Raw genomic sequence first — 11,730 nt, forward strand, 5'->3', positions numbered from 1 at the left:
GAGGCTGCGATGCGGGGCCTCGTCGGGACCCGGGCGGGTGGGCCGGTCAGGACCGGCCGGGCCGGGGCGGCGACCGGAGGGACCGGCCCCGGCACCCCGGGCGGGGCGCCGGGGCCGGGACGGGCCGCTCCCCGGCCGGGGCCGGCTACTTCTCGGTGACGCCCGCCGAGTCGAACGTGGCGACCTCGTGCATCGCGCGGGCCGCGCTCTGCACCAGGGGCAGGGCCAGCAGGGCGCCCGTGCCCTCGCCGAGACGGAGGTCCAGGTCGACCAGGGGGCGCAGGCCCAGCTTGTTCAGGGCGGCCACGTGGCCCGGCTCCGCGCTGCGGTGGCCCGCGATGCACGCCGACAGGGCCTCCGGGGCGATGGCCCGGGCGACCAGGGCGGCCGCACCGGCGCTCACGCCGTCCAGGATGACCGGCGTGCGGAGCGAGGCCCCGCCGAGCAGGAGTCCGACGATCGCCGCGTGCTCCAGGCCGCCGATGGCCGCCAGGACGCCGATCGGGTCGGCCGGGTCGGGCTGGTGGAGTTCCAGGGCGCGCCGGACGACCTCGACCTTGCGGGCGTGCGTCTCGTCGTTGATGCCGGTGCCGCGTCCGGTGACCTCGCCCGGGTCCACCCCGGTGAACACCGAGATCAGGGCCGCGGACACCGTGGTGTTCGCGATGCCCATCTCACCGGTGAGCAGTGCCTTGTTGCCGGCGGCCACCAGGTCGCGGGCGGTCTCGATGCCGACCTCGATGGCCGCGATGGCCTCTTCGCGGGTCATGGCCGGACCGACGGACAGGTCGGCCGTACCGGGGCGCACCTTGCGCGGGAGGAGCCCGGGAGTGGCGGGGAGGTCCCCGGCGACACCGACGTCGATGACGCAGACCTCGGCGCCCACCTGGTTGGCGAAGGCGTTGCAGACCGCTCCGCCGCCGAGGAAGTTGGCCACCATCTGGGTGGTGACCTCCTGCGGCCAGGGGGTCACGCCCTGGGCGTGCACCCCGTGGTCGCCGGCGAAGATCGCGACGGCCGCGGGCTCCGGGATCGGGGGCGGGCAGACCCGCGACAGGCCGGCGAGCTGCGCGGAGATGATCTCGAGCATGCCCAGGGCCCCGGCGGGCTTGGTCATGCGCTTCTGTCGCTCCCAGGCCTCGCCGAGCGCCTTCGCGTCGAGCGGGCGGATGCCGGCGACCGTCTCGGAGAGCAGGTCGTGCGGTTCCGCGCCGGGCAGCGCGCGGCGCCCGTACGTCTCCTCGTGGACGACCCAGGCCAGCGGCCGGCGCTGGGACCAGCCGGCCTGCGCCAGCTCGGGCTCCTCGGGGAACTCGTCGACGTAGCCGACGCACAGGTAGGCGACGACCTCCAGGTGCTCCGGCAGGCCCAGCTCGCGGACCATCTCGCGCTCGTCGAAGAAGCTGACCCAGCCGACGCCGATGCCCTCGGCGCGGGCGGCGAGCCAGAGGTTCTCGACGGCGAGGGCCGAGGAGTACGGGGCCATCTGCGGCTGCGTGTGCCGGCCGAGGGTGTGGCGGCCGCCGCGGGTCGGGTCGGCGGTGACGACGATGTTCACCGGGGTGTCGAGGATGGCCTCGATCTTGAGTTCCTTGAACTGCTTCGCCCGGCCCTTGGGGAGGGACTTGGCGTAGGCCTCGCGCTGGCGCTGGGCGAGTTCGTGCATCGTGCGGCGGGTCTCGGCGGACCGGATGACGACGAAGTCCCAGGGCTGGGAGTGGCCGACGCTGGGGGCGGTGTGGGCCGCCTCCAGGACGCGCAGCAGCACATCGTGCGGGATCGGGTCGGAGCGGAAGCCCTTGCGGATGTCGCGGCGTTCGCGCATGACCCGCTGGATGGCGTCACGCTCGGCCTCGTCGTAGCCGGCGGGGGCCGGCTCGCCGACGGGGGCGGCGGCGAGGGGCTCGGGCACCTCGACCTCGACGGGGGCGGCGGCCTCCGGGGCCTCGGGGGTCTCCGGGGCCTCCTCCGGCGCGACCTCGACGGGGTGCGCGGGCTCGACGGGGTGCAGGGCGGCCGGGTCCGGCTCCGACTCTTCGGCGGGGGCGGCGGGCTCGGCGGGGGCCTCGGGCTGCGCGGGCTCGACCGGCGCCTCGGTGGCCTCGGGCCGGTCCGGCGCCTCGGGCGTGACGACGGTTTCGACGGGCGGGGCGGCTTCCGCCGGCGCCTGCTCCTCCGCCTGGGGCTCGGTCGGCGCCGCCACGGCTTCGGCGCTCTCCGCGGCTGCGGCGGGCAGCGGCTGCGGCTCGACCGGCGCCACGACGGCCTCGGGGGCCTCGTGCGCGGCCGGCGGCGCGGCCTCGACGGGCTGCGGGATCTCGGGGGCGGCCTCCACCAGCACGGGCGGGGGCTCGACCGCGACGACCGGTTCCGGGGCGGGCTCGGGCTGCGGGGCGGGGGCCGGGGCGGCCTCCGCGGGCGCCGGGGCCTCCACGACGTCGGCGGGCGCGGGAACCTCGGCGGGTGCGGCCGGCTCGGCGGGTGCGACGGTCTCGGCCGCCGGCTCCGGGGCGACGGCGGGCTCGGGTTCGTTCGCCGTGACCGACTGGGCGTCGGCCGGTTCGGCCTCGGCGGGCGGCGCGGGTGCCACCGGCGTGTGCGGGTCGGGCTCCACCGGGGCCTCGGACCCGGGCTCCGCGGCGGCGGTGACGGGCTCGACCTCGGGGGCCGGGAGCACCGGCTCGGCGGCCCACGGGGCGCCGGCCTGCGGCGGGATCTCACCCTGCGGCGCGGCGGGGGCGGGGATGTCCTCGGCGCGCGGGATGTCCAGGTACTCGGGGCCCGTGGTCGGCGGTCCGGACTGGCGGACCGGCATCGGCGTCACGGGGGTCTGCGGAGCGGCCGGGCCCCGGTCGGCGAGGGAGCGCACGAGTCCGCCGGCCTCGGGCACCGGCGGGCCCATGTGCAGGGGGCGTCGGGAGGGCGTCGCGGGGGCCGGGGGGACCGGCGGCGCGGCCGGCGACGGGATCAGGAGGCCGCCGAGGTCGAGCGACCCGGAGTCCCGGCCGCCCGCCTCGTGGGCGCCGGCGCTGTAGAAGGGCTCGGGCTGTCCGGCGTCGGGGAAGCCCTGGTGCGCGGGCTCGGCGTACGCGGGCGCGGCGACGGCCTCGGGGTGTACGGGCGCGGGCTCGGCGTGGAGGGGCGCCGACGGCTCGGGAACCCGGGGGGCGGCGGCCGGGTCGGCGTATGCCGGAGCCGCGGGCTGCTGCGCGTACTGGTCGTATGCGGGGGCCTCGTCGTACGCGGGGGCCGACTCGATCGGGAAGGCCGGCGGCGGGACCAGCTGCGGGTCGCTCCACGCGCCTTGGCCGCTCGGCATCAGCAGCAGTTCCTCGTCCTCCGGCTCGGCCGGATTGTCCACGAGGTCCTGGAAGGCGTAGCCCGTCGGGATCTGCGGCGGGACCGGGGCGGGGATGCCGTGCTGATCCACCATGCCCGCGTTGTCCGGGTGGCCCTCGCCCGGAACCTGGCCGGTGTCAGTCATGCGTACCCCTCGCCCATCGGTGTTGCCTCTTCGATCGCCCGACGCCCACGTGACCAACGAGCGGGGCCGCCGTGCGTCGCGTTCGCGTCTCGCCCGTACGCACGACAACCAGTGAGCATTGTCGCGCTCGCCGGCCGCCGTGTCGGCCAGAAATCACCGCGGTCCGTTGTGGACTGCGCCACGTCGCGCGGTCCGCGGGCGGTACGCCGATCGGTCAGCCTACCCCGGGCCCTTGCTCAGGTCCTGTCCGGGCGGTTCGCCGGGCGCTCGGCGGCCAGCAGGAAGACGACGGAGCGCTGCCGTTCGGTCCAGGAGCGCGTGTCGAGGCCGACGGACTGGAGCAGCGCGCACTCGACGACGTACCCGTGTTCGGTGAGAGTGCGGCCGATGGCCTCGGCCTCGTCGCGCGTCGAGGCGTGGCTGACGATCCGCTCGGGGCGCCGGTCCGCGACGGCGGCGACGACCTCGGCTCCTCCTCCGCCGACCCGGACGACGTCGGGTTCGGGCAGGTCTTCGAGGGCGTGGGGCGCACGGCCGTTCACGATCTGGAGCTGTGTTCCCCGGCTGCGGGCGGCGGTGACGAGGCGGGCGCAGGCGTGCGGGTCCGCGTCGACGGCGATGACGGCGGCGCCGAACGCGGCGGCGTCCAGGGCGAGGGTGCCGGAGCCGGTGCCGATGTCCCAGACGAGGTCGCCGGGGCGCGGGCCGAGTCGGGCGAGCTGGGCGGCCCGCAGCAGGGCGGATTCGCCCTCTCCGGTGTCGGCTTGCGGTCGGGCCCACCCCCGTTCGCCTCCGGCGGCGTGGCCGAGCAGCCAGCCGGGTTCGGCCGCGACACCGCCGGCCTGGGCGGCGCCGCCGCCGATGACGATGACGACGTTGGGGTCGCGCCAGGTGTGGTCGGCGACCCGGTCGGAGGTGAGGACGGTGACGCGTTCCCGTTCGGTGCCGAGTTCCTCGCAGATGACGAAGGTCCGGTGGACTCCGCCGAGCAGCAGGGCCAGTTCGGCGGGGCCCGCTCCGGGTGAGGTGAGGACGGCGACCTTGCCGTGGGCGCGGCAGACGTTGACGGCGCGCCGCAGGGTGCGGGGGTGGGCCACGACGACCTGGGCGTCGTCCCAGGGCATGCCGGCGCGGGCGAAGGCGGCGGCCACGGCCGAGACGGCGGGGACCACCTCGACTTCGAGTCCGTGTTCGGGGGCGCGCAGGGTGCGTACGACCCCGAAGAAGCCGGGGTCGCCGTCGGCCAGGACCACGGCGGTGCCGCGGTGGCCGGCGATCCGGCGGGCGGCGAGGCCGAGGCTGCCGAGGCGGATGCGTTCCGCGCCCGGGGGACCTCGGGGAGCGCGAGGTGGTGGGCTGCGCCGGCCACGAGGGTGGCGGCGGAGAGCGCGGACCGGGCGGCCGCGGTCAAGGGCGAACCGTCCCAGCCGATCACCGTGACCCGGTCGGCCATCGTCGTCAGTCTCCTGGGATGCGTCGGGGGGCGGGCACGGTGAGACTACCTGGTCATCGGGTCAGCTCCAGTCGGCCCCGACGGGGTATCCGCTCGCGTCGGAGCGCCCGCCGAACGCGTACTGGTCTCCGTATCCGGGGTAGCCGTCGTAGCCCTCGGCGTCGTCGAGGTCCTCGGGGACCAGGCCCCAGACGATGAGGTCGCTGCGGGTCCCGGTCCAGCCTCCGGTGCCGGTCTGGGTGCGCACTATGCAGGCGTTGCGCAGGACGCCCTCGCTGATGCAGCCGATCTTCTGGGCGACCTGCTGGGAGGCCGCGTTGTCGGCGGCGGTGCGCAGTTCGAGGCGTTCGAACCCCCGGTCGCGGAAGAGCCATTGGGCGACGGCGAGCACGGATTCGCTCGCGTAGCCCTCGCCGCGGGCCCAGGGGGCGGTGACGTAGCCGACCTCGGTGGTGAGGGTCCGCCAGTCGGTGTTCATCAGGCGGACGACGCCGACGAGGCGGTGGGTGAGGAATTCGGTGACGGCCAGGACGATCCCGTGGCCCTCGGTGCGTTCGGCGTGGGACTCGCGGGTGGCCCAACGGTGGGCGTCGGCATGGGTGTACGGCTGCGGGGCGCTGGTCCAGGCGGTGACGTGCTCGTCGTTCATCATCTCGGCGAGCGCGGTGACGTCCTCCACCTCGAAGGGGCGCAGCACCAGCCGGTCCGTGCTGATGGTGACGTCCGGGAAGGTGGTAGTCATGCGCAGCTCCATGCCTGAGACCGTGGTGCGACCGTGTTGCGGGACCGTTTGTGCGGGTCGTAGGCCACAGCATGCAGCATCGGCCGCGGGTTGTGCAGGGCCGGGCTGCCCGGAAGCGGGCAGCGCGCGGCCCCGCACGCCGCCGGGGCGTGCGGGGCCGAAGTACCGCTGTGGGTCAGGCCTTCGGGGCGCCGAAGGCGGGGACGACCGAGCCCTGGTACTTGTCCTCGATGAACTTCTTGACCTCGTCGGAGTTCAGGAGCTTGGCGAGCTTCTGGACGCGCGGGTCGTTCTGGTTGCCGTCCTTGACGGCGAGGAAGTTGGCGTAGGGGTTGCCCTCGGCCTTCTCCAGGACCAGCGCGTCCTTGGCGGGTGCCAGGTTGGCCTCGATGGCGTAGTTGCCGTTGATGATGGCGGCGTCCACGTCGTTCAGGGCGCGGGGGACCGTGGCGGCCTCCAGCTCCTTGAACTCCAGGCCCTTCTTGTCGGTGATGTCGGACAGCTTGGCGCTGGTGCCGACACCCTCCTTGAGGGTGATCAGGTTGTTGGTGGCGAGCAGTTGGAGCGCGCGGCCCTCGTTGGTGGTGTCGTTGGGGACGGCGATGGTCTGGCCGGCCTTGATGTCACCGATGGCCTTGATCTTCTTGGAGTAGAGGCCGAGGGGCTCCAGGTGCACGTTCGCGACGGGCACGATGTGCGTGCCGTTCTTCTTGTTGAAGTCGTCGAGGTACGGCTTGTGCTGGAAGTAGTTGCCGTCGACCTGGCCCTGCTCGGTGGCGGTGTTGGGCAGGACGTAGTCCGTGAACTCCTTCACCTCCAGCTTGAGGCCGTTCTTGGCCGCCAGCTTGTCCTTGACGAAGTTCAGGATGTCGGCGTGCGGGCTCGGGGACGCGGCGATGACCAGCGCCTTGCTCTCGTCCGCCTTGCCGCCGTCGGTCTTGGCGGAGGACGGGTCCGAGGAGCTGCCGCAGGCGGTGAGGCCGAGGGCGAGCGCGGCGGACGCGGCGGCGAAAGCGGTGAGCTTGATGTTCTTACGCACGAAGAGTGCCTTTCATTGCTTGCAAGGGCGCGGATCGCGCGCGGTTCTTGCGGGGTGGTGGCCCAAGCACGACAAGTGCGGGCTCTCTGGGGTGGGGGTCTGGGGGTCAGGCCGTGCGGCCGCGGCGGGCGAGGACGCGCACCACGCCGTCGCCGATCAGCTGGATCACGGTGACGAGGGCGATCAGGACCACGACGGTGGCGACCATGAAGCCGGTCTCGAACCGTTGGAAGCCGTACGTGATGGCCTTGGAGCCGAGTCCCTCGCCGCCGACGGCGCCCGCCATGGCGGAGTAGCCGACGAGAGTGATCACGGTGGTGGTGACGCCGGCGATCAGGGAGGGCAGGGCCTGGGGCAGCAGGACCTTGCCGACCAGGGTCGGTACACCGCCGCCCATGGACTCGACGGCCTCGACGAGGCCGTGGTCCACCTCGCGGACGGCCGTCTCGACGAGCCGCGCGAAGAAGGGGATGGCGCCGATGGCGAGCGGGACGATCATGGCGGTGGGGCCGATGAAGGTGCCGACGACAGCCGTGGTGACCGGGATCAGGAAGATCAGCAGGATGATGAACGGCAGCGAGCGGCCGATGTTCACGATCACGCCGAGAACCTTGTTGAGCGGCTGGTTCCGCAGCAGTCCGCCCTTGTCGGTGAGGACGAGGAGGATGCCGATGGGCAGGCCGCCGACGACGGTCACCAGGGTGGACCACAGGACCATGTAGAGGGTGTCGTACGTGCCCTGGGTGAGCAGGGGCTGCATTTCGGACCAGGTCACTTGGCACCTTCCTTGACCAGTGCGTCGGTGATCGTGTTCACCGCGGTCTGTACGTCCTCGACCTCGTCGACCACCTCGATCTGGAGGCCCTGCTCCCGGAGGAAGCCCACGGGGACCACGTTGTCCTCGTAGCGGCCGGGCAGCTCGATCCGCATGCGGCCGATCTGCTTGCCGCCGACGGTGTCCATCGCGGCACCGAGGATCGATATGTCGATGTTGTAGGTCCGCGAGAGCTGGGAGATGACCGGTCGGGTCGCCGCCTCGCCGTGGAAGGTGACGTCGACGACCGTGCGGTCGGGGCCGGTGGCGGCGCCGCTGACCGGGAACAGCTCGGTGGCCAGCTCGGAGCCGGGGGTCGCCAGCAGTTCCGAGACGGTGCCGGACTCGATGACCCGGCCGTTCTTCATCAGTGCGGCGGAGTCGCAGACGGCCTTGACCACGTCCATCTCGTGGGTGATCAGGAGGACGGTCAGGCCGAGCTGCCGGTTGAGGTCGCGCAGCAGTTGCAGGATCGAGCGGGTGGTCTCGGGGTCCAGGGCGCTGGTGGCCTCGTCGGAGAGCAGCACCTTGGGGTCGCCGGCCAGGGCGCGGGCGATGCCGACGCGCTGCTTCTGGCCGCCGGAGAGCTGGGAGGGGTAGGCCTTGGCCTTGTCGGCGAGGCCCACGAGGTCGAGGAGTTCGACGGCCTTGCGCGAGCGCTCGCGGCCGGAGATCCCGAGGATCTCCAGGGGCAGCTCGATGTTGGCCTGCACGGTGCGCGAGGACAGCAAATTGAAGTGCTGGAACACCATGCCGATGCGGCTGCGGGCCTCGCGGAGCTCCTTGCCGGCGCGCCGGCCGCGGCCGGCGAGGGCGGTGAGGTCCACGCCGTCGACGGTGACGGTGCCGGAGGTGGGGCGCTCCAGCAGGTTCACGCAGCGGATGAGGGAGGACTTGCCGGCGCCGCTCTGGCCGATGACTCCGTAGACCTCGCCCTCGCGGACGTGGAGATCGACGCCGTCCAGGGCGGTGACCTCGCGGTCACGGGACTGGTAGACCTTCGTGAGGCCCGATGTGGTGATCACAGGAATTCCGTCGCTGTCGAGTGCACGGCGGTGCGGTGTGCCGGGCACGGGGCAAACATCAGGGGACGCGACACGGGACGAACCATCACGAATCGGCGATGGCGGCGCGTGCGCGGGGCAGGAGCGTTCCGGGTGTCACACGGTGGTGCCGGACGGGGCTCGGCCGGTCTCGCTTCGGGGCGCGAGACTGCTGGGAGGGGGCCCTCAGAAAGCGCGCATTCGACACATACAACGAGCACCGGGCGTCGTGGTCGCCTCGGTCGCAAGGGTGCGGCTGCTCGTCGTGGTCATGGGCCCCAGTAAACCAGACCTGTCACCTGACCGATCAATGCCGTCCGGATAGCGGACGAATATCGACCACATTCCGGACAGTGGCGATCACTTCCAGCCGTCGGTCCGGATCGTCACACCGGCGTCCGTGACCTGCGCGGACACGGCCGAGAGGTCGCGCACGACCACGTCCGCGTCGAGTTCCGCGGCGGTGTGCGTTGTGGTCAAGGCCACGGTCCGCATGCCGGCCGCCCGACCGGCGGCCAGGCCGGCGGGCGCGTCCTCGAAGACCACGCAGCGGGCCGGATCGACCCCGAGCCGGGCGGCGGCGAGCAGGAAGGGCTCCGGGTCGGGTTTGCCGCGCGTGACGTCGTCCGCGGCCACCAGCTCGGGGAAGTCGACGCCGGCCTCGCGCAGCCGGGCCTCGGCGAGCGGGCGGGTCGCGGAGGTGACCACGGCCCAGCGGCCGGCGGGCAGGGAGGAGAGCAGCTCCCCGGTACCGGGGAGGAGGACGACTCCCCCGGCCACGTCGTCCACCTCCAGCTCCTCGATCCGGGCCAGGGCCGCCGGCCGGGCCTCGACGGGCAGCAGCTCCGCGATGATCTCGGCGGCGGGCCGGCCGTGCAGTTCGACGGCCGCGAAGGCCTCCTCGGTGATCCCGTACTCGCGGGCCCATCGGGTCCAGCACCGGCGCACCGACTCCATGGACGAGACCAGGGTGCCGTCGTTGTCGAACAGCAGGGCGTCGGCCTGCGTGACGCAGGTGCCCGCAGGTGTGTCGTGCGCGTCCGAAGGCTTCATGCCCTCCAGGAAAGCCCGCGCCGAGGGGTGAGCGCATCGGGTCTTTCGGCCCGTAATACCCTCGCTGCATGCTCGACGCCCTGACGGTCGCCATCGGTGTGGCCGCACTCGCCCTCGCCGCCTGGTGCGGTCACGCCGCACTGCGGGACCAGCCGACCAAGGACTGGCACTTCATCGGCATGGCCGTGGTGACCGTGCTGGTCCTGGCCCAGCTGGTGATCGGCCTGGTGCAGCTGGGTCGCGGCGAGAAGGCCGACGAGGGCACGGTGATCTTCGTGGCCTACCTGCTGGGCGCCTTCGCGGCGGTCCCGGCCGCCGGAATGCTCTCGCTCACCGAGCGGACCAAGTGGGGTTCGGTGACGGTGGCCGCGGGTGCCGTCGTCCTGGCCGTGCTCGAAGTACGCCTCTACGACATCTGGGGAACCGCCGGTGCCTGACATGCCCGACACCGATTCCGCCGCGGCCCCGCCGGCCGGGGCGCGCGAGCGGCTGGTCTCCGGACCGGGCCTGCTGCTGGTCTGGCTGTACGGGGTGATCACGGTCGGCGCGGTCTCGCGTTCGGCCTACCAGATCTCCACCGAGTTCGACCGGGCCCCGCTCCCTTACGCCCTGTCGGCGGTGGCCGCGCTGGTCTACGCCTTCATCACGTACTCACTGGTGCGGGGCGGGGAGACGGCCCGCAAGGCGGCACGGATCTGCTGCGCCGCCGAGCTGACCGGCGTACTCGTCGTGGGCACCTGGACCCTGGTGGAACCCGACGCCTTCCCGGACGCCACCGTGTGGTCGGACTTCGGCATGGGCTACCTGTTCATCCCGGTGATCCTGCCGATCACCGGAATGCTCTGGCTGCGCCGACGCCGACAGGGCTGAGCAGAAGGCCCCGCGGGCCTGCCGGCGGTGACGGTCGACCGACCCGAGGCGAGGGGCGGCCGACCGGCGGTGACGGGAGGTCAGGCGCTGACGGCGAAGTCCGAGGCGTCCTTCGCGTCCTTCTCCAGGATCACCAGGTGCACGCCGTCCGAGGCGGTGCGGTTGCCCACCCGGGTGTAGCCCGCCTTGCGGTACAGCCGCAGGTTGGCCTCGCTCTTGTGGCCGGTGTGCAGCCGGAAGCGGCTGGTCTCGCCGTCGCCCGTGAGCGCCGCCTCGACCGCGCGCAGCAGTCGGGCGCCGAGACCGTGGCCCTGGAGTCGGGGGTGGACGCAGAGCTTGGCGATCCTGCCGGTGCCGTCCTCGTCCACGTTGCCGCGGACGGTGCCGACGACCTCGTCGCCGAGTCGGGCGACCAGCACGGTGTCCGTCTCCAGCTCCGACTTGAGGGAGTCGAGCGACTGGGTGAGGGGTTGGATGAGGTAGTTGCCGTACAGCTCGGCCTCGCTCTGGAACGCCAGGTACTGCAGCTTGAAGATCTGCTCCGCGTCCTCGGCGGCCGCCGCCGAAATGGTCACACTCATGCCCATGTGCGCATGCCTCCCGCTCACCTGGTGGCCCGTTGGTCTACCGCTCCCTTCCCCGCAGGTCAGGAGCCGCAACCTCTGCAGCCAGCATTCTGCGCAGACATCCCAGGCAACGGGAACGTACGGGTCCCAAACTTCCTTGTGAGATACCCAACTCTCCTGCGATTTCACGGTAGGTGAGATCCCTGGGCGAAAGAAGTGCCCCTATGAGTTCCGGACAGCGTCCGGGCAACCGGGCGACAGCCGATCGGAGGACACGGTTGACCTCGCCGTGCAGGGCGGCGTCCTCCGGTTCGGCGCCGGCGCTGCCGGGGCGGGCGGCGTAGGGGACTTCGCGCCGCGCCCGGCGGCGCGCACCGCGCGCCTCGGCGCGGACCGCCCGGCGCAGCCAGCTCGCACGGTCGGCGGGCTCCGGGGCGGGTCCGCCCTCCAGCAGCCTGACCCAGACGGCTTGTTCCAGGTCGGCCGCGTCCACTCCGGCGGCCGGGGCCTCCGCGGCCGCCTCGGCGGAGAGCAGCGGTCCCAGTTCGTTCAGGAGGTCGGCGTCCTTCAGCAGGTCCATGCCGGGCGGGACGCGGGGGTCCCGCCCGGTGGTTTCCGCGCCGGACCCGGAACACTCGTACGAGAAACTCCGCGCGCCCGTTGACG

At 73.1% G+C, this 11,730-nt stretch carries 10 protein-coding genes and 1 pseudogene; 2 read left to right on the plus strand and 9 right to left on the minus strand.

Features of this window, described 5'->3' with window-relative positions:
* Nucleotides 1-145 precede the first annotated feature (145 nt).
* The 7 genes and pseudogenes from cobT to ACQEVM_RS24165 all read right to left on the minus strand — a co-directional run bounded on the left by cobT (nt 146) and on the right by ACQEVM_RS24165 (nt 9,628).
* Entirely contained in the window at nt 146-3,484 is a 3,339-nt protein-coding gene (gene cobT, locus ACQEVM_RS24135; protein WP_433082305.1) for a nicotinate-nucleotide--dimethylbenzimidazole phosphoribosyltransferase, read from the minus strand.
* A 236-nt stretch (nt 3,485-3,720) separates the two neighbouring features.
* Nucleotides 3,721-4,937: pseudogene (gene cbiE / locus ACQEVM_RS24140) on the minus strand (precorrin-6y C5,15-methyltransferase (decarboxylating) subunit CbiE).
* Between the two features lie 61 nt (nt 4,938-4,998).
* Complete coding sequence (locus tag ACQEVM_RS24145; RefSeq protein WP_433082307.1) at nt 4,999-5,679, minus strand: GNAT family N-acetyltransferase; 681 nt, start codon at nt 5,677-5,679, stop codon at nt 4,999-5,001.
* A gap of 175 nt (nt 5,680-5,854) precedes the next feature.
* Entirely contained in the window at nt 5,855-6,718 is an 864-nt protein-coding gene (locus tag ACQEVM_RS24150) for a MetQ/NlpA family ABC transporter substrate-binding protein (protein ID WP_433082309.1), read from the minus strand.
* A 106-nt stretch (nt 6,719-6,824) separates the two neighbouring features.
* Complete coding sequence (locus tag ACQEVM_RS24155; protein WP_053681946.1) at nt 6,825-7,493, minus strand: methionine ABC transporter permease; 669 nt, start codon at nt 7,491-7,493, stop codon at nt 6,825-6,827.
* Nucleotides 7,490-8,557, minus strand: a complete 1,068-nt coding sequence (locus ACQEVM_RS24160; protein ID WP_433082312.1) for a methionine ABC transporter ATP-binding protein — start codon at nt 8,555-8,557, stop codon at nt 7,490-7,492. Before ACQEVM_RS24160 ends, ACQEVM_RS24155 begins: the two co-directional genes overlap by 4 nt.
* A gap of 378 nt (nt 8,558-8,935) precedes the next feature.
* Nucleotides 8,936-9,628: an HAD-IA family hydrolase gene (locus ACQEVM_RS24165; protein ID WP_433082314.1), complete on the minus strand. Its 693-nt coding sequence runs from the start codon at nt 9,626-9,628 to the stop codon at nt 8,936-8,938.
* Nucleotides 9,629-9,696: 68 nt separating this feature from the next.
* Between ACQEVM_RS24165 and ACQEVM_RS24170 the strand changes: the two genes are divergently transcribed.
* Nucleotides 9,697-10,065 (plus strand): hypothetical protein, encoded by a 369-nt coding sequence (locus ACQEVM_RS24170; RefSeq protein WP_267797508.1) that lies wholly within the window; start codon nt 9,697-9,699, stop codon nt 10,063-10,065.
* A gap of 1 nt (nt 10,066) precedes the next feature.
* Nucleotides 10,067-10,498, plus strand: coding sequence for a hypothetical protein (locus ACQEVM_RS24175; RefSeq protein WP_433082316.1), 432 nt, complete (start codon nt 10,067-10,069; stop codon nt 10,496-10,498).
* An 80-nt stretch (nt 10,499-10,578) separates the two neighbouring features.
* Here ACQEVM_RS24175 and ACQEVM_RS24180 read toward each other — a convergent pair whose 3' ends face one another.
* Both ACQEVM_RS24180 and ACQEVM_RS24185 read right to left on the minus strand, forming a co-directional pair.
* Nucleotides 10,579-11,085 carry a GNAT family N-acetyltransferase gene (locus ACQEVM_RS24180; RefSeq protein ID WP_433082318.1) on the minus strand — a complete coding sequence of 169 codons (507 nt, stop codon included), beginning with the start codon at nt 11,083-11,085 and terminating at the stop codon, nt 10,579-10,581.
* A 37-nt stretch (nt 11,086-11,122) separates the two neighbouring features.
* Nucleotides 11,123-11,644, minus strand: coding sequence for a sigma-70 family RNA polymerase sigma factor (locus ACQEVM_RS24185; protein WP_433082320.1), 522 nt, complete (start codon nt 11,642-11,644; stop codon nt 11,123-11,125).
* Between the last annotated feature and the right edge of the window lie 86 nt (nt 11,645-11,730).

Origin of the sequence: Streptomyces sp. CA-243310 (assembly GCF_050936775.1) — a bacterium.
Taxonomy (GTDB): Bacteria; Actinomycetota; Actinomycetes; order Streptomycetales; family Streptomycetaceae; genus Streptomyces.